Raw genomic sequence first — 21771 nt, forward strand, 5'->3', positions numbered from 1 at the left:
CGGCGCGGCATGACCCGAATACGTCACCCCCGCCTTAGCTGGGGGTGACGAACAGGTAGCCGGTGGCGTGACCGTCCAGATCATTCCACCGGCACCGCCGGCTCGTCGCCGGTGTTGAGCCCGTGACGCAGCAGCATCGGCACGTTGGCGAGCGCGAACAGCAGGGTGAGCGGGATCGCGCCCCACAGCTTGAAGCCGACCCAGAAATCCCAGTTGGTCGATCGCCACACGCCCTCGTTGAGCGCGGCCATGGCGAGGAAGAACAGCGCCCAGTTGCGGGTGAGCTTGCGCCAGCCCTCGGCGGTGAGCCCCGGATAGGCCGCGCCGAGCAGGCCCTGGAGCAGCGGCCGATCGGTGAGCAGGCCGAAGCCGAGCACCGCGGCGAACATCGCATAGACGAAGGTCGGCTTCATTTGGATGAACTTGGGATCGTGGAAATAGACGGTGAGACCGCCGAACACGACCACGAACGCGCCAGAGATCCACAGCATCGGCGATACCCGGCCGAGCTTCACCCGCGACACGATCATCGCCGCGACGGTCGCCAGCATGAACGCCGCCGTGGCGACGATGATGCGCGCGATCACCAGCGCGCCGGCGCGGTCGAGCTCGGAGAGAAAGCTGGTCGATGTCGCCACCAGCCGCATAGTCGCCGCGGCGGGGGCGAGGAAGTTGACCGCAAAGAACACCAGCAGCGGGCCGTATTCCAGCGCCATGCGCAGGCCGGGCGAGGCATCGTGCGCCGGGGCGACGACGACGGCGGGGTGGGGCGAGCTGGTCACTTGGCGATTCCCTGGTCGACGCCGGCAATGATGCGGCTGACTTCGGCGGGGTCGAACGGGCGGAGGTCAGTCATGCCCTCGCCGACGCCGATGGCGTGGATCGGCAGGCCGTATTTCTCCGCCGCGGCGACCAGCACGCCGCCGCGGGCGGTGCCATCGAGCTTGGTCATGACCAAGCCGGTGACGCCGGCGACCTCCTTGAACACTTCGATCTGCGAGAGCGCATTCTGGCCGGTGGTGGCATCGAGCACCAGCACCACGTCATGCGGGCTTGCCGGGTTGATCCGGCCGAGCACGCGGCGGATCTTGGCGAGCTCGTCCATCAGCTCGCGCTTGTTCTGGAGGCGACCGGCGGTGTCGACGATGAGCACGTCGATGCCGGTCTCGGTCGCCTTCTTGACCGCGTCCCAGACCACGCCGGCGGCATCGCCGCCCTCGGGGCCGGTGACGATCGGCACGCCGACCCGGTCCGCCCAGGTCCTCAGCTGGCCGATCGCGGCGGCGCGGAAGGTGTCGCCGGCGGCGAGCATGACGCCGTAATCCTGCTCCATCAGCAGGTGGGCGAGCTTGGCAATGGTGGTGGTCTTGCCCGAGCCGTTGACGCCGATGACGAGGATCACCTGGGGGCGCGGGAAGGCGGTCACCTCGAGCGGAGTGGCGACCCGTGCAAGCGCCTTCTCCACTTCTTCGGCGACCACCAGCCGGATGCCGAGCTCCTCCATGTTGCGCTCGAACGTCCCCTCCGCGAGCCGGGTGCGGATGCGGCCGGCGGTATCGGGGCCGAGATCGGAGGCGATCAGCGCTTCCTCGATATCGTCGAGGGTTTCCGCATCCAGCCGCGCGCCGCCGAGCCCGGCGAGATTGCCGACCAGCTTGTCGGAGGTCTTGCGGAAGCCGCCGAGCAGCTTCTCGTGCCAGGAGGGAGTGGTGCTCATGCTGCAGTGCCTATCAAATGGGTATCGGTGGCGCCGGTGATCACGATGCGGGTGGCGTCGCCGGGCTGCTGGGGGACGGTGAGATGGACGTCGGCAAAATTGCCGGCGTGGCCGCGGGTGCCGGGGCGCTCGACCAGCACCGACTGGTCGGTGCCGACCAGCGTCCGCAGCCAGGCGGCCTTGCGCCGCGCCGCGGCGGTGCGGAGGCGCTCGGCACGGTCGCGGGCGATAACCGGATCGACCTGGGGCATCCGCGCCGCGGGGGTGCCGGCGCGCGGCGAGAAGGGGAAGATATGGGCGTGGACGATGTCGGCATCGTCGATCAGCGCGAGGGTGTCGGCGAACATCACCTCATCCTCGGTGGGAAAGCCGGCGATGAGGTCGGCGCCGATCGCCAGCGCGGGGCGGCGCGCCTTCAGCCGTTCGACCATCTCCACCGCCTGGGCGCGGCTGTGGCGGCGCTTCATCCGCTTGAGGATGAGGTCGTTGCCGGCCTGGAAGGAGAGGTGGAGGTGGGGCATGATCCGCGCTTCGCCGGTGATCAGATCGACCAGGCGATCGTCGATCTCGATCGAATCGAGCGACGACAGCCGCAGCCGCGCCAGGCGCGGCACGTGGCGCAGGATCCGCTCGACGAGCAGCCCGAGCGTCGGCGCGCCGGGGAGATCATGGCCATAGCTGGTGAGATCCACACCGGTGAGCACGATCTCGCCGTGACCGGCGTCGACCAGTTGCGCGATCCGCTCGACCACGCCGCCCGCAGGCACCGAGCGGCTCGGGCCGCGGCCGAAGGGGATGGCGCAGAAGGTGCAGCGGTGATCGCAGCCATTCTGCACCTCGACAAAGGCGCGGGCATGGGCGGAAAAGCTGGCGGCGAGATGCGGTGCCGTCTCGCGGACCTGCATGATGTCGCTGACGATCACCGCCTCGTCAGCCTCGAAGGCGCGGGCGCTGAGCTTGTCGGCATTGCCGATCACGCGGTCGACCTCGGGCATGGCGCTGAAGCTCGCCGGGTCGATCTGCGCGGCGCAGCCGGTGACGACCAGTTGCGCGCCGGGTCGCGCCCGTCGCGCGCGGCGGATGGCGGCGCGGGTCTGCTTGACCGCGGCATTGGTGACCGCGCACGAATTGACCACCACCATGTCACGGCCCGCGATCAGCGTCCGGATCGTCTCGCTCTCGGCGATGTTGAGGCGGCAGCCGAGGGAAATTACCTCTGGCGCGGGAGCGTTCATGCGCGCGATCTAGTCAAGCTGGACGCCCAAGTCCATGCAGGCAAGCCATGCGTCGCCGCTAGCGGCAGGCGCGCCAGCCCATGCTGCCGCGGCGCGCCTGATCGAGGTGGAAGTGATCGTGGTGCGCGGCATTGTAGTCGGGCGAGAGGGTGGTCGCGAACAGCCGGCAGGCGCCGTCGCGGACATCGTGCAGGAAAGCCGCCTTGGCGCCGCCGCCCGCCCAGTCGCGCGCCACGGTGACGCGGGTGCCGTCCGACAGGCGGAAGCCGGCGATGTCCACCGCATTGGCGCTGGCGTGCTCGCTCCAACTGCCGGTGTAGCCGCCATAGATTCGGCGGCAGGCATAGCTGCCGAAATGATCGATCGCGACGACGCGGGTACCGAAGCGCGCCTGTGCTGCCGGCTGGATAACCTCCCACTCCCACACCGCCAGCGACGCGGCGACTCCGCATGAAGTGCCGAGCCCCGGCGGTCGCCAGTCGATCTGGCGGGCGCCGCCGGCGGTCAGGCGGACGGCATCGTCATAGCCGCAGCGGTCGCCCTCGTGGCGTGGGGGCAGGCGGGTGAAGCCGATCCCCGCGCCGGCCAGCAGCGCCCGGCACAGGGGGGCGTCGCCGCCGAGCCGGTTGAGCTTGGCGCCGGTGGCAAAGCCGATCGGCTCGCCGAGATCGAGCGGCGTCCAAGGCAGGTTCTGCGGACGGCCCTTGGCGATCCCCCACAGCAGCAGGCCGAGCGCGGCGATCAGCACCACCGCGAGCATCCTGCCGACCGCGCGCCGCGCCCGGGCCGGCCAAGATGAGCGGGTCACCCGCGGTCCGTTGCCGACAATGGCTCGGCGGTAACAGGATAGCCGACCCCTTCCGGGATGCACAGGTGCGGCACGCCGCGGCGGTCCTCGACATAGGGCGTGATCGTCACTGGCGGGTAGCGCCGGGCGTCAACCAGCGCGTCGGCGAAGCTTGCCAGGCCTGCCAGCCGCTCGAGCACGCGGCGGGTCGGGAAGATGATCGTTGCCGCGCCTGCCGCCGCGTCGGCGAGCAGCTGCGCGGCGCCCGCCCAGAGCAGTCGGACGTTCTCGGTATGGTCGACGCTCGCGTGCTCGGCGTCGGTGGCGCGCGCAAGGAAGAAGCGGGTGTCGAAGATCCGCGTGTGGCGATGGGCCGGTACCCAGCGGGTGAAGGCGTGCAGCTGGTCCAGCGCGAGCCGGAGGCCGGTCCCGTCGAGCGCGATTGCCAGGCTGTCGCCGGCATGGAGCCGGCGCCGTAGCAAGGCGATCTGCGAGGGCGAGGGTGGTGGCTCGAGGCCGATCGCGATGCCGGCCTCCTCGATCGTCTCGCGGATGGCGGCGACCCGGGCCGCGCCATCGTCGCCGGCGTCAAGCAGCGCCGCCAGCGCCTCGTCGCCCGGATCGATCCGGCCACCCGGAAAGACCAGGGCGCCGCCGGCGAAGGCCATCGTCCTGGCCCGCTCGACCATCAGCAGATCAGGCGGCCGGCCGATCCGGTCGCGGATGACGATCAGCGTGGCGGCGGGAATGGCAACAGGAGGCGACGACATGGTCCGCCTCTAACGCGTCAGCCCACATTCGGACGACGGCAGCGGCAATAATCAGGCCGCGCGCTGGAGAACCTTGGCATCGCCGGCATCGTTGGCCGGGCGAGCGGCAGTCACGGCCAGCGTGGCGGACTGCGTCTTCAGCTTCCGATACTCGAAATACAGGGCGATCAGGCTGAACATGCGAACCTCTGGAGCAACTTGCTGCAATGCAGCACGGCCGCGATATGAGAGGAGGCTCCAGTTGTGGCAAATGCAATCTGCGAGATGCTGAGTGCATTCGCTGCAATCAGACCGTGCGGCCGGCTTGGTAACGATGCGACGGCGACGGGCGTGGTGGAGCTGAGGGGAATCGAACCCCTGACCTCTGCAGTGCGATTGCAGCGCTCTCCCATCTGAGCTACAGCCCCGCGCCCGGCACCCGGCATGGCCGGGAGCGCCGCCATTAGCCGGCCTTTTCGGGTGATGCAACACGGCGCCGGTTCACCCTTGTGAAAATTCCTCGATCGATGCTGCGGCGGCCCGACACAAGCCTGCGGCAGTCACCCGTTTCGCGGCCGGAACGGCAGGAACGAACCCGTTTCTCGATCTTTGTTAAGCCTGGACGCACGATGGCGCTGCAACGACGCCGCCGGCAGCCGCAGGATGATATTCGAGGAGACGATCATGGGCTATGAACGCTATCCCGGAAACCCGCAGGGTAACGGACGCTCCGATCCCGGCGACTTTGGCCACGATTACGGGTCAGGTCGCGATTACAGCTATTCCAGCGCGCGCGATTACGAGGCGGCCGGCGAGATCGGCGGCCGGGATCGCGACCGCCAGGGCTATGGCAATCGCGACTATGGCAACCAGCGGTATGGCCAGCGCGACCAGTTCAACCGCCAGCGCGACCAAGGCAGTTACGGCGGGCGTCCGTCGGGGCAGGACCCACGCTACGGCCGGTCGGACCAGGATCAGTTCTCGCGCGGTCGCTATGGCGCGGATGCGCGCTCGAGCTCGTCCGATTATCACGGCAGCTATGGCTCCGATGGCCGGCGCTTCGAAGACGTCGGCGCGCGGCGCCATGCCGATGATGACGATTATCGCGGCCAGCAGCAGCAGCAGGGCCGCGGCTATGGTCGTCAGCCGCAGGGCTATGACTATGAGGAACGCGGCTTCCTGGCGCGCGCCGGCGACGAGGTCCGCTCGTGGTTCGGCGACGATGATGCCGAGCGCCGTCGCGAGATGGATTCGCGCTACGACGATCGCGGCTATGGCGCCGGCGAGCGTCACCAGCAGCATCGCGACGCGGATTATCACAATTGGCGCAGCAGCCAGATCGCGGCGCTCGATCGCGACTACGACGAATACCGCCAGCATCATCGTGCCAAGTTCGAGAATGAGTTCTCGACCTGGCGGACCTCGCGCCAGTCGCAGCGCGATGCGCTGAACAAGGTCGAGGAGCATATGGACGTGGTCGGCTCCGACGGCGAGCATGTCGGCACGGTCGACAAGGTGCGCGGCGATCGCATCCTGCTGACCAAGAACGACGTCGACGCCGGTGGCCGGCATCACTCCTTCCCGTCGAGCTGGATCGCCAGCGTCGAGGGCAAGGTGACGCTGAGCCAGACCGCGGCCGACGCCAAGAAGGCGTGGAAGGACGAGGAGCGCAACCAGGCGCTGTTCGGCGACGACAAGACCGACCAGCGGTTTGCCGGGCAGGACCGGAGCGCCGCTACTGGAACGGGCTCGGCAGCAAGCGCCAGCAGCGAGGCATCGAGCGACAGCCGCAACCTCAACAAGAGCTTCCCGGGCACCTACTGACCGGTAGCGACAGGCGGCTCGACCGCCGATCACGAAGGGTCCGGGCTTGCTGCCCGGGCCCTTTTTGCGTCCGGCGCCGGTCAGGCCGGTCGTTCGCCCAGTCGCGGTGCCGGGGCGAGGGGGGCCAGCTCGGCATCGGAAAAGCGGATCGGGGTGCGCAGCCCGGCCAGGCGCTCGCCGGGCAGGACCATGCCGCGCGCAACGACCTGGGGATCGGTCAACGCCTGTTCGACGGTGTTGATCGGTCCCGCCGGCACCCCTGCCGCCTCGAGCAGCGCGAGCAGGTCGTCGCGGGCGATGCCGCGGGTGGCGGCGGTGATCGCGTCAGTCAGCCATTCGCGATCGGCGACGCGGCCGGCGTTGGTCGCCCAGCCCTCCTTGGGAACCAGGCCGGTGACGGCGCAGAAGGCGCGGAACTGCGCGTCGTTGCCCACCGCGAGGATGAACCAGCCATCGGCGGTCTCGAACACGGCATAAGGGCAGATGTTGGGATGGGCGTTGCCGAGCCGCGCCGGGCTGACGCCGCTCGCGAAGTAATTGGCGGCCTGGTTGGCGAGCACCCCGGTCATGGTATCGAGCAGCGCGAGGTCGAGATGCTGGCCGCGACCGGTGCGCGCGCGCATCGCCAGCGCCGCCTGGATCGCGATCACCGCATAGAGGCCGGTGGTGATGTCCGCCATCGCCACGCCGATCTTCTGCGGCGCGCCATCCGGTTCGCCGGTGAGGTCCATCATCCCGCCCATGCCCTGGATGATGAAGTCGTAGCCGGCGCGGGCCGCATAGGGTCCGGTCTGGCCGAAGCCGGTGATCGAGCAATAGACCAGCCGCGGGTTGAGCGCGGCGAGGCTGGGATAATCGAGGCCGTATTTGGCGAGGCCGCCGACCTTGAAATTCTCGATCAGCACGTCGGCCTCGGCGGCCAGCGCGCGGATCCGGGCCTGGCCTTCGGCGGTGGTGAAATCCACCACCAGCGACGCCTTGCCGCGGTTGCACGCGTGGAAATAGGCGGCGTCGCGGCTGCCATCGGGATTGTCGACGAACGGTGGCCCCCAGGTCCTGGTGTCGTCGCCGGCGGGGCTTTCGACCTTGGTCACCTCGGCGCCGAGATCGGCGAGCACCTGCCCGGCCCAGGGACCGGCGAGGATGCGCGCGAGCTCGAGCACCTTGAGGCCGGCAAGCGGGGTGTTGGCTGTTGCGCTCACCGGCCAGCGCGCCGCATGATCGTGATCATGATCATGGCTGGAATAGGAGGAACGGCACGATGAAGCGATGGTGGGCTGCCGGGCTGCTCGCTCTGGCGTGCGCGGGCGGGGCCCCGGCGCAGACCATCCTGACGCTCCGCGCCACCAGCGATCCGGCGATCTGCTATCCGGTGGCGGTGGGAACGCCGTTCCAGCTGATGCTGCCGGCGAGCGCGGGGACGGGTTATAGCTGGCGCCTGCGCAGCGGCGCCGGGTTCGAGCAGGTCGGCGAGATGGCGACCGGCGCGGTGGCCGGCGGCGGCATGGTGGTCGGCGGGCCGCAGACGCAGGTGCTGCGGTTCAGGCCGACCAGGGCCGGGCGCGGGCGGCTGGTGGTCGGCTATGCCAGGGGCGACGGGCCGGCCGTGAAGGAAGCCAGCTTCTGCCTGGCGGTGCGGGAGCCCTGAGCGCGTAACGCGCTCCCGCCGCGGCAGGCGCACGGCGGTGCGCAGGGCAGGGCGCGCGCCGTGCATCAGAAGGCGGCGATGCCGGTGATGGCGCGGCCGAGGATCAGCGCATGGACGTCGTGCGCGCCTTCATAGGTGTTGACCGTCTCGAGGTTCATCAGGTGGCGCATTACCTGATACTCGCCCGAGATGCCGTTGCCGCCGTGCATGTCGCGCGCCACCCGGGCGATGTCGAGCGCCTTGCCGACGTTGTTGCGCTTGACGATCGAGACCATCTCGGGGGCGAACTTGCCTTCGTCCATCAGCCGGCCGACGCGCAGCGATGCCTGCAGGCCGAGCGCGATCTCGGTCTCCATGTCGGCGAGCTTCTTCTGGAAGAGCTGGGTGGCAGCCAGCGGGCGGCCGAACTGCTTGCGGTCGAGCCCGTAGGCGCGCGCGGCATGGAAGCAGAATTCGGCGGCGCCGAGTGCGCCCCAGCTGATGCCGTAGCGGGCACGGTTGAGGCAGCCGAACGGGCCCTTCAGCCCCTCGACGTTGGGCAGCAGCGCATCGTCGGCGACCGCGACCTCGTCCATCATCACCATGCCGGTGATCGAGGCGCGTAAGCTCAGCTTGTTGTCGATCTTGGGGGCGGCGAGGCCCTTCAGCCCCTTGTCGAGGATGAAGCCGCGGATCGCGCCGTCATGGGCATCGGACTTGGCCCAGATCACGAACACATCGGCGATCGGCGCGTTGCTGATCCAGGTCTTGGCGCCGGAGATGACATAGCCGTCGGCGGTCTTCTTCGCCCGGGTGGTCATGCCGCCGGGATCGGAGCCGGCGTCGGGTTCGGTGAGGCCGAAGCAGCCAATCAGCTCGCCGCTGGCGAGGCCGGGCAGGTAGCGGCGGCGCTGCTCTTCCGAACCATAGGCGTGGATCGGGTACATCACCAGGCTGGACTGGACGCTCATCATCGAGCGGTAACCGCTGTCGATCCGCTCAACCTCGCGCGCGACCAGCCCGTAGCTGACATAGCCGGCGCCGACCCCGCCATATTCCTCCGGGATGGTCGGGCCGAGCAGGCCAAGCGCGCCCATCTCGCGAAAGATTTCGGGATCGGTATGTTCCTGGGCGAACGCGTCGATGATCCGCGGCGCGAGCTTGTCCTCGGCATAGGCCCGCGCCGTATCGCGGACCATGCGCTCGTCGTCGCTCAGTTGCTCGTCGAGCAGGAACGGGTCTGCCCAGTCGAACTTGCCCATGCCGGCCATCCTTGTCTCTCCTTTTGAAGGCGCGGTACGGGGTGGCGGCTGGGGGTGCAAGGCTTGACGCTCGGTCCGTCATCCCGGGATCGCCCGGGATAACAACGAGGCTTGTTCAGATCCCGAAGCGCAGCGTCACGCGGATGTCGCGGCCGGCGAGCGGGGCGAAGTCCTGAAGGAAGCTGGCGTGGCGGCGGGCCAGCACGTCGAAGATGTTGTTGGCCGAGAGCAGCAGGCTGGTCTTGCTGTCCTTGCCCCAGGGCGACAGCGACACCGAGGCGTTGACCATCGTGTAGGGATCCGACGGTGTCTCGAACGGGGCGATGCGGTTCTGCGGGAAGACGTGCTCCACCTCGATCCGGCCGGTGGTGAGATCACCCTGCGCCTCGATGCCGCCGAGCACCCGCGCCGGCGGGATGCGCGGCACCGGGCTCTGGTCGACGATGTTGGCGCGGACCAGATCGCCGAGCAGATCCGCGTTGAGCGTGTAGCCGCCGATCTTCGCGAGGCGCAGCGAGCCCTGCGCCTCGAAGCCGTAATAATGGGCGTCGACCTGCTGATATTGGAAGCAGGGCAGATCGACCTCGCGGCCGGACGGCGCTGCGGCGGCCTGGCAGATCGCCGGATCGACCTGGTTCTCCGAGATGTAGTTGGTGAACCAGTTGTAATAGGCCGAGGCATCGAGGCTGTAGCCATCGCCATGGACGTGGAGCGTGCCTTCCAGCCCCCAGCTCTTCTCGAGCTGGAAATCGGGGCTGCCGAGCTCATACGCCTGGGTGCCGGCGTGGCCGCCGTTGGCGAACAGCTCCTCCGCGGTCGGCGCGCGCTCGGTGCGCGAGGCGTTGAGGCCGATGCGGATCCGGTCGGTGAGGCCGTAGGACGCGCCGAGCGAGCCGGATACCGCATCGAAGCTGCGGCTGCCGTTGAAGAAGCGCAGGTCGTCGTCCGGGGTCTGCGCGCGGACGTCCGAGACTTCGTAGCGGACGCCGCCCTCGGCCTTGAACCTGCCGGCGGAAAACTGCTGCAGCGTGAAGAAGCCGATCTGGTTGGTTTCGTTCTTGGGCAGGAAGGCCTCATCGCCTTGGACGTTGAACTGGCGGTTGAAATATTGGACGCCAGACGCGCCCTGCCAGCCGCCGCGGTCCGCCTGGACCAGCTCGAGCCGACCCTCAAGGCCGTTATTGTAGAACGCCGTACCGACCGAGCCATCTTCCTCGAGCTCGAAGTGGCGGTAGCTCGCCTGGCCGGCGCGGATGCGGATCTTGCTGATGAAATCGCCGCCGGTGTTCACTTCGCCGCGCAGGTCGACGCGGTTCTGGACGACGTCGAGCCGCGGCGCCTCCTGCTCCTGGCCGACCTCGGTCGCGAAGCGGATCGGCACGCCGTAGAGGCTGTCATAATGGCTGTAGGAGATGCCAAGGCTGCCGGTGTCGGTGATGATCGTCGCGCCGGCGCCCGCCGTCCACGTTTCGGCGGCGGTGTTGGGCAGGCGATCGCGCAACGCTGCCGAGGCCGCGAAATCGATCGGCTCATCGGTGTTCTGCGGCAGGCCGACCTGCGACAGCGCGGCAGCGCGCGCGGCGGGCGAGAGAATGTAGCCCTTGCCGGTGCGCAGGTCGTCGGACTTCAGATAGGAGCCGTCGGCGTGGAGGACGAGATGCTCGCCAACCGCGACGTCGCCCGCCAGGCCGCCCGACCGCTCGTTGGCGGCCGAGCCGTAATTGGCGATGCCATTCAGCCGGTAGCCGTTGGCGGGCACGGTGCGCGGGATGCGGGTGTCGATGACGTTGACCACGCCGCCGACCGCGGACGAGCCGAACAGCAGCGCCGACGGGCCGCGCAGCACCTCGACCCGCTCGGAGAGCAGCGGATCGATGATCACGGCGTGATCGACCGAGGTGTTGGAGACGTCGATCGAGCCGATGCCGTCGGTGAGCACGCGGATGCGATCACCCTGGAAGCCGCGCAGGATCGGCCGCGACGCGCTCGGGCCGAACGAGGTGGCGGAGACGCCGGGCTGGCGGGCGAGGGTTTCGCCGATCGTCGGCCGCAGGTTGCGGGTGAGTTCCTCGCCGGTGATCACCGAGGTGCCCTGGAGCACGTCGGCCTCGCTGCGCTCGACCGCGGCGGTGACGATGATGTCGTGGCTCTGGTCCGTGGTGGCGGTGGACGCTGGCGTGGTCGACGTCGTCGATTGGGCGGCGGCGGGGGCAGCGACCAGCGCGACGCTGGACAGCAGGGTGAATCGGAACATCGTTACTCCGTGATCTTGTGCGGGTGCGAACACAGCCTAGCGTCCATGTTACGTTATATCAAAATGAATATGCCGTCATCTACCCGCGGTTCGCCGCATCAAAGCTTCGTCCTGACGTCGAGCAGCTCGGGGAAGAAGCGCTGCTCGACCACGCGGGCAAGATACGGGACGCCGGCAGTGCCGCCGGTGCCGGTCTTGAAGCCGATCACGCGCTCCACCGTCTTGAGGTGGCCGAAGCGCCAGAGCTGGAAATGATATTCGAGGTCGACCAGCTTCTCGGCGAGCTCATAGAGGTCCCAATAGCGATCGGTGTCGCTGTAGATGGCCGCCCAGCAAGCCTCCACCTGTGCCGATGCGGGGCGAAGGTCACGAAAGTCACACCTGGCGACGTTGTCGGGCACCGGCAGCCCGCGGCGGCCGAGCAGCAGCAAGGCCTCGTCGTACAGGCTGGGGCGGTCCAGCTCGTCCTCGAGCCGGGCGCGTACCTCGGGCTCGTCGAACAGCGCGATCATCGCCGCGTTCCGGTTGCCCATGATGAATTCGAGCTGGCGATATTGATCGGACTGGAAGCCGGACGAACTGCCGAGGCTGCCGCGCATCGCTGCATAATCGGCGGGCGTCATGGTTGCGAGCACCTCCCACGACTGGATCAGCTGCGCCTGAATGCGGCTCACCCGCGCCATCATCTTGAGCGCGGGCGGCAGATCGTCGGCGGCGATGCGGCGCCGGGCCTCGCCGAGTTCGTGGAGGCACAGCTTCATCCACAATTCGGAGGCCTGGTGGATCGTCACGAACAGCAGTTCGTCGTGCACGCCGCTGAGCGGAGTCTGGACGGCGAGCAGTTCGGGAAGGCGGAGATAGCTGCGATAGGTGACCATGACGCCCAGCATAGCGGCTTTACCGTCGGCGCGCGCGAGTCGCGGCTCAGGCCTCAGCGATGAGCAGGAACGAGATCGTCCGGTGCCCGGTGAGGCCATCGGCCGGGGCGACGCTGCATTCCGCGACCAACTGACCCGGCAGCGTCCATTCCTGCTCGGCCAAGCCTGCGAGCCAGGCGTCGAGTGCAGCGCCGGGCTCTGTGGATAGCTGCAACTGATGGGTGGCGCCGGTAAAGGTGGCGCTCGACCAGGCCCGCTCCGACTGGTCGATGACGGCAACGGCGCAGCCGGCGTCGCGGGCGCTGTGGCAGAGCGCGCGGGCGAGCCGCGTCGCGGTGGTAAGGCGTGGAAAGCCGCGGCTCATCGCGAGCTCTGCTCGATGAACGCCTCGATCCGCGCGACCAGCCGTTGGCCCGCGTGGCGGCCGCGCTGGAGATCCCCCACCAGCCGCGGGTCGTTGACGGCAAGCCTGCCGAACCTGGTCGGCGGCATCCGCGTCGCGCGCAGATAGCGGTCGATCTTGGGTAGTATGGACATGTGGAAACCCTCCGAGACTCAAATCATGTTCCTGGTCTGTTCTGCATTTTCCAACTTGTCTAGGAAATTTCCTACGGTAGGGTTGGTGGGTGACGAGCAGGGATCCACGCGCGGTGCTGGTCGCCGCCGCCGCGGCGCGGGGCGACAGCCTTGCCGCGCTGTCGGCGATGCTCGGGCGCAATGCCGCTTATCTGCAGCAGTTCGTAAGCCGTGGTACGCCGAAGCGACTGGCCGAGGACGACCGCCGTCGACTGGCCGATTATTTCGGGATCGACGAAGTAGCGTTGGGGGGCGCGGCGGCGGCGCAGGCGTGGCGGGTGCCGCGACTCGATGTCAGCGCGTCGGCCGGGCCCGGAACGCTGGTCGACGACGATTTGGTGCTGGGCGCCGAGGCGATCGACCCAGCGCTCGCGGCGCGGCTTGGTTTGCGCGAGGGGCAGGCGGGGATCGTGCGGGTACGCGGCGACTCGATGGAGCCCGGACTGATGGATGGCGATCTCATCCTCGTCGATCTGGCGCGGCGGACGGCGAGCGCGCGCGCCGAGATCTTCGTGATCAGGGTTGAGGGCGCGGTGATGGTGAAGCGAGTGGCGCGGCTTGGCACGCGGCTGGTAGCGACGAGCGACAATCCAGCGGCGCCCCCGGTCGGGCGCGGTCGGGTGGATCTGATCGGCCGGGTGGTGTGGCTGATGCGGGCGCCGCAATAGCCGACCCGCAATAGCCGACATCGTCATCCTGCCAGCCCGATGCGGCGGGCGCCTAGCGCCGGCGGTCCACCAGCCAGACGGCGATCGCGGCGAGGATCCCGGCGGCGATGCCGATCAGGAAGCCGATCGTGACCTGGCCGCGGGCGAGGCCGGCGCCGGCGCCGGCGAGAGCACCGAACGCGATGAGCACGCCGCCGGCGGCTGCGGGTGGGGAAGTTGCCATGCGCCGACCTTGCCATGGCGCCTGCGTCGACGCCAGCGCCGGTCTCGCGCGCCGCACCGGGCCGAATGACGGCCAAAGCGGCGACCAACGCCGGCCATCGGCACTGTTCCATTAACCTTGTCGCGGCTAGAACCCGGTCATGGTGGTGCGCACGGGATGGTTGGGGCTTGGTGCGACGGCCGTTCTTCTGCTCGCCGACCCGGCCGCGGCGCAGACCGCGCCTGCCGAGCTGCCGCCGCTCGACCCCAATTCACCGATGGCGGCGTTGCCCGACATCGGTGTCGCCTGGCCCGAGCTGGGCACGGATGCCGCTATCGCCAGCACACCCCAGCAATCGACCGACAGCGCCGCCGAGACCCGCTACACCTGGCGGCTCGACGGCATCGACGAGGTCGCGACGCCGCTGCTGCGCCAGCGCTTTACCCAGCTGTCGACGCTTGCCGCCAACCGTGGCAAGGCCGCCAATGCCGCGCAGATCGATCGCCGGGCGCGCGAGGATGCCGATCTGCTCGGCACCCTGCTGCGCGGCGAAGGCTATTATGATGCGCGGGTGACGACACGGGTGGAGCAGGGCGCGCGGCCGCTGGTGGTGCTCGAGGCCGAGCCGGGGACGTTGTATCGCTTCAACGGCGTCACGCTTGGCGGGATCGCCGCCGCCGGCGCCAAGGCGGACGATCTCACCACGGCGTTCGGGATCAAGCCGCAGGACCCGGTCAACGCCGATGCGGTGGTCGCCGGCGAGGCGCAGCTCAAGACGCGGGTGGGGCAGGAGGGATTTCCCTTCGCCAGCATCGGCCAGCCCGAGATCGTGGTCGATCACGCGACCCGCACCGCGACGCTCGACCTGCCGGTCAGCCCGGGCACGCAGCGGCGGTTCGGCCGCATCGTCGCGCTTCCGGGCAACAAGGTGTTCGGCGCCGATCACGTCAGCGAGATCGCGCGCTTTTCGCCCGGCGATCCGTTCAACCAGAGTTCGCTCGACGATCTGCGCCGCGCGCTGATCCAAACCGGGCTGATCTCGTCGGTGGAGATCAAGCCGGTGGATGGCAGCAATCCGGCGGTGGTCGACATCGGCGTGAAGCTCGAGCCGGCGCCGCAGCATACGGTCGCAGGAGAGCTCGGCTATGGCACCGGCGAGGGCGCACGTGCGGAACTCAGCTGGACCGATCGCAACCTGTTTCCGCCCGAAGGCGGGTTGACCTTGCGCGGCGTGCTCGGCACCAAGGAGCAGCTCGGCAGCATCATCTTCCGCCGTAATAATTTCGAGGGCCGCGACCGGGTGCTGACCGGGCAGCTCGCCGCCGCGCATACCCAGCGCGACGCCTATGATGCCAAGACCTTTTCGCTGTCGGCGAGCCTGGAGCGGCAGACCAACATCTTCTTCCAGAAGACCTGGACCTGGTCGCTCGGCGGCGAGTTGGTGGCGTCCGACGAGCGCGACGTGATCGCCTCGACCGGCCAGCCGCGGCGGCGGACCTTCTTCATCGCCGCGGCGCCGACCACGCTCAACTATGACGGCTCGGACGATCTGCTCAACCCAACCAGGGGTTTCCGCCTCGGCGGGCGGCTCAGCCCCGAGCTGTCGCTGCAGGGCGCCGTCTTCGGTTATACGCGCGCGCAGATCGATGCGAGCGGATACCAGCCATTGGGCGACAAGCTGGTGCTCGCCGGGCGGGTGAGGATCGGCTCGATTTTCGGTGCGCCGCGCGACCAGATCGCGCCGTCACGGCGCTTCTATGCCGGCGGTGGCGCCTCGGTACGCGGCTATGCCTATCAGGCGATCGGGCCACGCGATGTCAACAATGATCCGATCGGCGGCCGCAGCCTTGCCGAATTCTCGGTGGAGGCGCGGGTCAAGGCGTTTGGCAATTTCGGCGTGGTGCCGTTCCTCGATGGCGGCAACATCTACACCTCGGCGCTGCCGACCTTCTCGACGCTGCAATATGGCGCGGGCATCGGCGTGCGATACTATTCGAACTTCGGGCCGATCCGCGTCGATGTCGGCACGCCGCTCAATCCCAAGCCCGGTGACAGCCGGCTCGGCGTCTACGTCTCGCTGGGACAGGCGTTTTGAGGCGCTGGCTGCGCTGGCTGGCGGCCGGTCTGGTCACGCTCGCGCTGATCCTGGCCGCGGCGCTGGCGATCGTCGATACCGGCCTCGGCCATCGCTGGGTGGCGGACCGGATCGGCCAGATCCGCACCAATAACGGGCTGCGCTTCACCGTCGGCCGGATCGACGGCTCGCTCTACGGCGCCACCCGCCTCAAGGACCTGCGCGTCTATGATCTCGACGGGCTGCTGTTCGAGGCGCCCGACGTGGCGCTCGACTGGCAGCCGTGGCGCTGGCTGCACAACCGGCTCGAGATCGAGCGGCTGGCGATCCCGCGGGCGATGCTGCTGCATGCGCCGCACACCCGGCCCGCCAAGCGGCGCGGCCCGATTTTGCCGGACTTCGATATCCATATCGGTGCCCTGGCGGTGGAGCGGCTCGAACTCGCCCGGCCGGTGCTCGGCACGCCACGGGTGGGGCAGCTCGCCGGCCGCGCCGACATCCATGCCGGCCGCGCCTTCGTCCGCCTCGACGGGCTGGTCGCGGGCACCGACCGGCTGGCGGTGCGGATCGATGCCGAGCCCGATCGCAACCGCTTCGAACTCGCCGTCAAGGCGCGCGGCGCCGCCGGCGGCGTGCTGGCGCGGATGGCGGGGGTGCGGGCGCCGGTGTCGCTCGACGTCGACGGTGATGGCCATTGGACGGCCTGGCACGGGCGCGCCGTGGCAGTGGCGGGTGCGCAGCGGGTCGGCGCGCTGGCGCTGAGCGCGCAGGTCGGGCGCTACACGTTGTCGGGCACGCTGGCGCCCGGGTCGCTGCTCACCGGCAAGCTGCAGCGGCTGAGCAGCCCGCGGGTGCTGGTCAACGGCAGCGCGGGTTTTGCCGATCGCCGGCTCGATGGCCAGCTCAGCCTGCGCTCGCCGTCGCTTGCGGTAGAGACACAGGGCGTGATCGATCTTGCCGGCAATGCCTGGCGCAATGTGCGGATCAAGGCGCGGCTGCTGCGGCCACCCGCGCTGTTCGGCAACATGACCGGGCAGGGCATGGAATTGCGCGCGATCCTCGATGGGGCGTTTGCATCCGCCCGGTTCGACTATCGGATCGATGCGCCGCGCTTCGCCTTCGACAACACCGGATTCGAGCAGGCGCATCTCGTCGGCCATGGGCGGCTCTCCAGGGCGCCGGTGCTCGTCACCTCGCGCTTCACCGCCGGCCGGGTGACGGGGGTGGGCGACGTCGCCGGCGGCATCCTGCGCAACCTCAGCGTCGATGGCGTGCTCAAGGTGACGCCGACCCTGCTCACCGGCGACAATCTGCAACTGCGTTCCGACAAGCTGACGGCCCGGATCATGCTCGCGCTCGACCTGCGCACCGGGCGCTACGAGGTAGGGCTGAACGGCGCGCTCGGGCGCTATCTGATCCCCGGGCTGGGTGTGGTCGACGTGTCGTCGACGTTGCGGGTGGTGCCGGGCGCGAACGGGCATGGCACCCGGGTGGTAGGGCGCGGTACCGCGCAGATGCTGCGGCTCGACAATGCGTTTTTTTTTCGCAGCCTCACCGGCGGCCTGCCGCACCTCGTCAGCAACCTCGAGCGGACCCCCGACGGTATCCTCCACTTCACCGACCTGCTGCTGACCTCGCCGCAGCTCACCCTGCGCGGGCAGGGCTACCGGCGGCGCGACGGCACCTTCTATTTCGAGGGCAGCGGCCGTCAGGCGAGCTACGGCCCGCTGACGCTGCGGCTCGACGGCAGGATCGACCGGCCGACGCTCGACCTCGTCTTCGCCAGCCCGAATGCGACGCTGGGGCTCGCCAACGTCCGCGCGCACCTCGACCCGACCGCGCAAGGCTTCAGCTTTACCGCGCAGGGGCAATCACGGATCGGCGCCTTCAACGGTGCCGGCGCGATCCTGCTGCCGCCGGGCGGCCAGGCGGTGATCGACATCGCCCGGCTCGACGTCGCCGGGACCCATGCCGCGGGACGGCTGGCCGTGGTCGATGGCGGGTTCGACGGCAAGTTGACGGTGAACGGCGGCGGCCTTGCCGGCGATCTGCTGTTCCGGCCGGTCGGCACGATCCAGCGGATCGAGGGGCATCTCGACGCCACCAACGCCACGCTGGCCGGCGCGGTCCTGCGCCGCGGCCATCTCGATCTGGTGACGCTGCTCGATCCCGCGGGCACGTCGGTGGAGGCGACCGCGACCGGCGCGGGGGTGCGGCGCGGACAATTGAGCCTCGCCCGATTTGCCGGCAACATGCGGTTGCGTGGCGGCGTCGGCGAGATCCGTGCCTCGATCGCGGGATCGCGCGGGCGGGCGTTCGATATCCAGACGGTGACCGAGGTGAGCGACGGCCGCTATGCGATCAGTGCCCAGGGCACGCTCGATCGCCGGCCGCTCAAGCTGCTCGCGCCGGCGGTGCTGACCCGCGAGGGCGATGGCGATGATGCCGGCTGGCGGCTCGCGCCGACCCGGCTGAGCTTCGCCGGCGGCGAGGCCGAGGTCGGCGGCCGGTTCAGCGACGCGGGCACCGGAATCACCGCGACGCTGACGAGCATGCCGCTGGCGATCCTCGACATCGGCTATCCCGGGCTGGGGCTGAGCGGCACCGTGTCGGGCACGGTCGCCTATGACGTCGCGGCGGGGCGGGCGCCGACCGGCAAGACCAACATCACCGTGCGCGGGCTGAGCCGCGCCGGACTGGTGCTGTCGTCACGGCCGATCGACGTCGGCATCGCCGGTATCCTCTCCGCCGACAAACTCGGCGTCCGTGCGGTGATGGCATCGGGCGGCAAGACGATCGGACGCGCGCAGGCGCTGCTGACGCCGCTCGGCGGCGGCGATCTGGCGACGCGAATCGCCCATGCGCCCCTGTTTGCGCAGCTGCGCTACGGTGGCCCGGCCGACACCCTGTGGCGGCTGACCGGGGTGGAATTGTTCGACCTGTCCGGGCCGGTGTCGATCGGCGCCGACGTGTCGGGCAGCGTCGCCGCACCGGCGATCCGCGGCGTCGTCCAGGCGAACAATGCGCGGATCGAGAGCGCGACCACTGGGACGGTGCTCACCAACGTCCAGGCGAGCGGGCGGTTCGGCGGCTCGCGGCTGCAGATCGATCGCTTCGCCGCCGATGCCGGCAAGGGCGGGCATGTGACGGGCAGCGGCGGCTTCGACTTTGCCGCCCAGCACGGCATCGGCCTCGCCATCAAGCTCGACGCCGATCGCGCGGTGATGATCAACCGCGACGACATCGGCGCGACCGTGACCGGGCCGCTGACCTTCACCTCGAACGGCGCCGGTGGCGTCATCGCCGGCGACGTGGTGCTCAACCGCAGCCGCTACCGGCTCGGCCAGGCGAGCGCGGCAAGCGCGGTGCCACAGCTCAACATCCGCGAGATCAACCTGCCCGGTGGAGCAGAAGAAGACGAGGCGCCGACCGCGCCGTGGACGCTCGCGATCAAGGCGCGTGCGCCCAATGCGGTGAGCGTCAGCGGGCTCGGGCTGAGCAGCGAATGGTCGGCGGACCTGCGCATCGCCGGGCAGCCGGCCAATCCGGCGATCAACGGCGAGGCCAAGCTGATCCGCGGCGATTATGAGTTCGCCGGGCGCAAGTTCGAGCTCGACCGCGGGGTGATCCGCTTTGCCGGCGAGGTCCCCGCCAACCCTGCGCTCGATATCGCCGCCAATGCCGACAGCACCGGGCTCAGCGCGACGATCCGCGTCACCGGCTATGCGCTGAAGCCCGAGATCAGCTTCACCAGCACGCCCGCGCTGCCCGAGGACGAACTGCTGTCACGCCTGCTGTTCGGCACCTCGATCACCAGCCTGTCGGCGCCGGAGGCGCTGCAGCTCGCCGCGGCGGTGGCGGCGCTGCAGAATGGCGGCAACGGGCTCAACCCGATAAACGCGGTGCGCCGCGCCGCCGGTCTCGATCGGCTGCGCATCCTGCCGGCCGATCCGCAGACCGGGCAAGGCACGTCGATCGCCGCGGGCAAATATGTGACGCGCAAGTTCTACGCCGAGATTGTTACCGACGGGCAGGGCTATTCGGCGACCCAGGTGGAGTTCCAGGTGACGCGCTGGCTGTCGCTGCTGTCGAGCATTTCGACGCTGGGGCGGCAGAGCGCCAACGTGCGGGTATCGAAGGATTATTGAGGGGGTAAGACAACATCGTTCTCACCGCCACCCCAGCGGAAGCTAGGGTGGCGGGTGGAGGGCCGACGCGGTTAGAACAGTCCCTGGATCAGCCCGTCTGCATCGATCCGGATCGCCTCCGCGGCGGGCACGCGCGGGAGGCCGGGCATGGTCATCAGCTCGCCGCAGATCGCGACGATGAACCCAGCGCCGGCCGCCAGCCGTACCTCGCGGACCGGGACGACATGGCCCGTCGGCGCGCCGAGCAAGGCCGGGTCGGTCGAGAAGCTGTACTGGGTCTTGGCCATGCACACCGGGAGGTGGCCATAGCCTGCCTGCTCCCAGGCAGTGAGCTGCGCGCGGATCGACGGCGCGGCGATCGCTTCCTCGGCGCGGTAGATGCGGGTGGCGACGGTGTTGATCTTGTCGAACAGCGGCAGCGCATCGTCGTAGATCGGCGAAAACTGCGCGGCATCGGCGGCGGTGAGCGCAGCAACCGCCTCGGCGAGCTCGACCGCGCCGGCCCCGCCCTCGGCCCAATGGCGGCAGAGGATCGCGCGGGTGCCATGCGCGGCGACGATCTCCTGGACCAGGCTCGTCTCGGCGGCGCTGTCGGCATCGAAATGGTTGATCGCGACCACCGCGGGGACGCCGAACTGGCGGACGTTCTCGATATGGCGGACGAGGTTGACCGCGCCGCGGCGCACCGCCTCGACGTCTTCTCGGCCGAGATCGGTCTTGGCGACGCCGCCGTTCATCTTGAGCGCGCGGACGGTGGCGACGATCACCACCGCGGCCGGGGCGAGGCCGGCCTGACGGCATTTGATGTCGAAAAACTTCTCGGCGCCGAGGTCTGCACCGAACCCTGCCTCGGTGACGACATAGTCGCCGAGCGCCAGCGCCGTCTTGGTGGCGATAACCGAATTGCAGCCATGGGCGATGTTGGCGAACGGGCCGCCGTGGATCAGCGCGGGATTGCCCTCGAGCGTCTGCACGAGATTGGGCTTGATCGCCTGGGCGAGCAGCACCGCCATCGCTCCATCGGCCTTGAGGTCGCGTGCCGTCACCGGCCGCTTGTCGCGGGTGGTGGCGACGACGATACGGCCGAGGCGGCGCTCGAGATCCTCGAGATCCTCGGCGAGGCAGAGGATCGCCATCACCTCGGACGCGACGGTGATGTCGAACCCCGATTCGCGCGGAAACCCGTTGGCGGCGCCGCCGAGCGACTGGACGACATCGCGCAACGCGCGATCGTTCATGTCGAGCACGCGGCGCCAGCTGATCCGGCGCACGTCGATGTCGAGCGCGTTGCCCCAATAGACATGGTTGTCGATCATCGCCGCGAGCAGATTGTGCGCCGCGGTGATGGCGTGGAAATCGCCGGTGAAGTGAAGGTTGATGTCCTCCATCGGCACCACCTGGGCATGGCCGCCGCCGGTGGCGCCGCCCTTGGTGCCAAAGCATGGGCCAAGCGAGGGCTCGCGCAGCGCGAGCACGGTCTTGCGGCCGGTGCGGTTGAGCGCATCGGCAAGCCCGACCGAGGTGGTGGTCTTGCCCTCGCCAGCGGGGGTCGGGTTGATCGCGGTGACCAGGATCAGCTTGCCGCGCGGGCTTGCGGCGAGATCGAGCTGGGTGACGTCGAGCTTGGCCTTGTAGTGGCCGTAGGGCTCCACCGCGGCAGGCGAAATCGCCAGCGCGGCGGCGATCTCACCGATCGGGCGGAGGGTGGCGGCGCGGGAAATGGCGATGTCGGTCTGCATGATCGCCGCCTAGCGGGGGAGCGCCGGCGAT

The 21771-nt window shown here is 69.2% G+C and carries 19 protein-coding genes and 1 tRNA gene; 5 read left to right on the plus strand and 15 right to left on the minus strand.

The genetic code is table 11. From position 1 onward, the window contains the following. Positions 1-80 precede the first annotated feature (80 nt). The 7 genes from AC07M8_RS03430 to AC07M8_RS03460 form a co-directional block, all read right to left on the minus strand. On the minus strand, positions 81-782 hold the full coding sequence (locus tag AC07M8_RS03430; RefSeq protein WP_495172984.1) for a septation protein A: 702 nt from the start codon (positions 780-782) through the stop codon (positions 81-83). Next, on the minus strand, positions 779-1717 hold the full coding sequence (ftsY, locus tag AC07M8_RS03435; RefSeq protein WP_267395995.1) for a signal recognition particle-docking protein FtsY: 939 nt from the start codon (positions 1715-1717) through the stop codon (positions 779-781). The genes AC07M8_RS03430 and ftsY overlap by 4 nt, the downstream gene beginning before the upstream one ends. Then, on the minus strand, positions 1714-2952 hold the full coding sequence (gene mtaB / locus AC07M8_RS03440; protein ID WP_495172985.1) for a tRNA (N(6)-L-threonylcarbamoyladenosine(37)-C(2))-methylthiotransferase MtaB: 1239 nt from the start codon (positions 2950-2952) through the stop codon (positions 1714-1716). The genes ftsY and mtaB overlap by 4 nt, the downstream gene beginning before the upstream one ends. Before the next feature lie 58 nt (positions 2953-3010). Beyond that, the gene (locus AC07M8_RS03445; RefSeq protein WP_495173143.1) at positions 3011-3712 is read right to left on the minus strand and encodes an extensin-like domain-containing protein; all 702 of its coding nucleotides are present in this window, start codon (positions 3710-3712) and stop codon (positions 3011-3013) included. 44 nt (positions 3713-3756) lie between these two features. Next, positions 3757-4509, minus strand: coding sequence for an NUDIX hydrolase (locus AC07M8_RS03450; RefSeq protein WP_495172986.1), 753 nt, complete (start codon positions 4507-4509; stop codon positions 3757-3759). Positions 4510-4560: 51 nt separating this feature from the next. After that, positions 4561-4689 (minus strand): hypothetical protein, encoded by a 129-nt coding sequence (locus AC07M8_RS03455; RefSeq protein WP_495172987.1) that lies wholly within the window; start codon positions 4687-4689, stop codon positions 4561-4563. Between the two features lie 151 nt (positions 4690-4840). Then, positions 4841-4916 (minus strand) — tRNA-Ala (locus tag AC07M8_RS03460). A gap of 256 nt (positions 4917-5172) precedes the next feature. Here AC07M8_RS03460 and AC07M8_RS03465 point away from each other — a divergent pair. Further along, complete coding sequence (locus tag AC07M8_RS03465) at positions 5173-6312, plus strand: DUF2171 domain-containing protein (RefSeq protein WP_495172988.1); 1140 nt, start codon at positions 5173-5175, stop codon at positions 6310-6312. A gap of 80 nt (positions 6313-6392) precedes the next feature. Here the strand turns inward: AC07M8_RS03465 and AC07M8_RS03470 are convergent, their stop codons facing one another. Further along, positions 6393-7514, minus strand: a complete 1122-nt coding sequence (locus AC07M8_RS03470) for a CaiB/BaiF CoA transferase family protein (RefSeq protein ID WP_495172989.1) — start codon at positions 7512-7514, stop codon at positions 6393-6395. Positions 7515-7573: 59 nt separating this feature from the next. On the opposite strand from AC07M8_RS03470, the gene AC07M8_RS03475 reads away from it, so the two are divergent. Continuing rightward, entirely contained in the window at positions 7574-7960 is a 387-nt protein-coding gene (locus AC07M8_RS03475; RefSeq protein WP_495172990.1) for a protease inhibitor I42 family protein, read from the plus strand. 65 nt (positions 7961-8025) lie between these two features. Here the strand turns inward: AC07M8_RS03475 and AC07M8_RS03480 are convergent, their stop codons facing one another. The 5 genes from AC07M8_RS03480 to AC07M8_RS03500 all read right to left on the minus strand — a co-directional run bounded on the left by AC07M8_RS03480 (position 8026) and on the right by AC07M8_RS03500 (position 12870). Further along, a complete protein-coding gene (locus AC07M8_RS03480; RefSeq protein WP_495172991.1) occupies positions 8026-9210 on the minus strand; it encodes an acyl-CoA dehydrogenase in 1185 nt (394 codons plus the stop codon). A gap of 106 nt (positions 9211-9316) precedes the next feature. Continuing rightward, positions 9317-11455 carry a TonB-dependent receptor gene (locus tag AC07M8_RS03485; RefSeq protein ID WP_495172992.1) on the minus strand — a complete coding sequence of 713 codons (2139 nt, stop codon included), beginning with the start codon at positions 11453-11455 and terminating at the stop codon, positions 9317-9319. 98 nt (positions 11456-11553) lie between these two features. Beyond that, positions 11554-12345: a tryptophan 2,3-dioxygenase gene (locus tag AC07M8_RS03490; protein WP_495172993.1), complete on the minus strand. Its 792-nt coding sequence runs from the start codon at positions 12343-12345 to the stop codon at positions 11554-11556. 34 nt (positions 12346-12379) lie between these two features. Next, the gene (locus AC07M8_RS03495) at positions 12380-12697 is read right to left on the minus strand and encodes a hypothetical protein (RefSeq protein ID WP_495172994.1); all 318 of its coding nucleotides are present in this window, start codon (positions 12695-12697) and stop codon (positions 12380-12382) included. Beyond that, entirely contained in the window at positions 12694-12870 is a 177-nt protein-coding gene (locus AC07M8_RS03500) for a hypothetical protein (RefSeq protein WP_495172995.1), read from the minus strand. The genes AC07M8_RS03495 and AC07M8_RS03500 overlap by 4 nt, the downstream gene beginning before the upstream one ends. A gap of 89 nt (positions 12871-12959) precedes the next feature. Here AC07M8_RS03500 and AC07M8_RS03505 point away from each other — a divergent pair, with 89 nt between their 5' ends. Next, positions 12960-13577 carry a S24 family peptidase gene (locus tag AC07M8_RS03505; protein WP_495172996.1) on the plus strand — a complete coding sequence of 206 codons (618 nt, stop codon included), beginning with the start codon at positions 12960-12962 and terminating at the stop codon, positions 13575-13577. 52 nt (positions 13578-13629) lie between these two features. On the opposite strand, the gene AC07M8_RS03510 is transcribed toward AC07M8_RS03505, so the two are convergent. Next, entirely contained in the window at positions 13630-13800 is a 171-nt protein-coding gene (locus tag AC07M8_RS03510) for a hypothetical protein (protein ID WP_495172997.1), read from the minus strand. Positions 13801-13939: 139 nt separating this feature from the next. Here AC07M8_RS03510 and AC07M8_RS03515 point away from each other — a divergent pair, with 139 nt between their 5' ends. Both AC07M8_RS03515 and AC07M8_RS03520 read left to right on the plus strand, forming a co-directional pair. Next, positions 13940-15874, plus strand: coding sequence for an autotransporter assembly complex protein TamA (locus AC07M8_RS03515; protein ID WP_495172998.1), 1935 nt, complete (start codon positions 13940-13942; stop codon positions 15872-15874). After that, positions 15871-20001, plus strand: coding sequence for a translocation/assembly module TamB domain-containing protein (locus AC07M8_RS03520; protein ID WP_495172999.1), 4131 nt, complete (start codon positions 15871-15873; stop codon positions 19999-20001). Before AC07M8_RS03515 ends, AC07M8_RS03520 begins: the two co-directional genes overlap by 4 nt. Before the next feature lie 71 nt (positions 20002-20072). On the opposite strand, the gene AC07M8_RS03525 is transcribed toward AC07M8_RS03520, so the two are convergent. Then, positions 20073-21740: a formate--tetrahydrofolate ligase gene (locus AC07M8_RS03525; protein ID WP_495173000.1), complete on the minus strand. Its 1668-nt coding sequence runs from the start codon at positions 21738-21740 to the stop codon at positions 20073-20075. Between the last annotated feature and the right edge of the window lie 31 nt (positions 21741-21771).

Source organism: Sphingomonas sp. GW821-FHT09E03 (genome assembly GCF_059416225.1).

Excerpts from the sequence above, each read along its gene's own strand:
- AC07M8_RS03480 (WP_495172991.1), bottom strand. The coding sequence starts at position 9,210 with ATGGCCGGCATGGGCAAGTTCGACTGGGCAGACCCGTTCCTGCTCGAC.
- AC07M8_RS03455 (WP_495172987.1), bottom strand. The coding sequence starts at position 4,689 with ATGTTCAGCCTGATCGCCCTGTATTTCGAGTATCGGAAGCTGAAGACG.
- mtaB (WP_495172985.1), bottom strand. The coding sequence starts at position 2,952 with ATGAACGCTCCCGCGCCAGAGGTAATTTCCCTCGGCTGCCGCCTCAAC.
- AC07M8_RS03475 (WP_495172990.1), top strand. The coding sequence starts at position 7,574 with ATGAAGCGATGGTGGGCTGCCGGGCTGCTCGCTCTGGCGTGCGCGGGC.
- ftsY (WP_267395995.1), bottom strand. The coding sequence starts at position 1,717 with ATGAGCACCACTCCCTCCTGGCACGAGAAGCTGCTCGGCGGCTTCCGC.
- AC07M8_RS03445 (WP_495173143.1), bottom strand. The coding sequence starts at position 3,712 with ATGCTCGCGGTGGTGCTGATCGCCGCGCTCGGCCTGCTGCTGTGGGGG.
- AC07M8_RS03510 (WP_495172997.1), bottom strand. The coding sequence starts at position 13,800 with ATGGCAACTTCCCCACCCGCAGCCGCCGGCGGCGTGCTCATCGCGTTC.
- AC07M8_RS03485 (WP_495172992.1), bottom strand. The coding sequence starts at position 11,455 with ATGTTCCGATTCACCCTGCTGTCCAGCGTCGCGCTGGTCGCTGCCCCC.
- AC07M8_RS03525 (WP_495173000.1), bottom strand. The coding sequence starts at position 21,740 with ATGCAGACCGACATCGCCATTTCCCGCGCCGCCACCCTCCGCCCGATC.
- AC07M8_RS03490 (WP_495172993.1), bottom strand. The coding sequence starts at position 12,345 with ATGCTGGGCGTCATGGTCACCTATCGCAGCTATCTCCGCCTTCCCGAA.
- AC07M8_RS03495 (WP_495172994.1), bottom strand. The coding sequence starts at position 12,697 with ATGAGCCGCGGCTTTCCACGCCTTACCACCGCGACGCGGCTCGCCCGC.
- AC07M8_RS03450 (WP_495172986.1), bottom strand. The coding sequence starts at position 4,509 with ATGTCGTCGCCTCCTGTTGCCATTCCCGCCGCCACGCTGATCGTCATC.
- AC07M8_RS03465 (WP_495172988.1), top strand. The coding sequence starts at position 5,173 with ATGGGCTATGAACGCTATCCCGGAAACCCGCAGGGTAACGGACGCTCC.
- AC07M8_RS03515 (WP_495172998.1), top strand. The coding sequence starts at position 13,940 with ATGGTGGTGCGCACGGGATGGTTGGGGCTTGGTGCGACGGCCGTTCTT.
- AC07M8_RS03500 (WP_495172995.1), bottom strand. The coding sequence starts at position 12,870 with ATGTCCATACTACCCAAGATCGACCGCTATCTGCGCGCGACGCGGATG.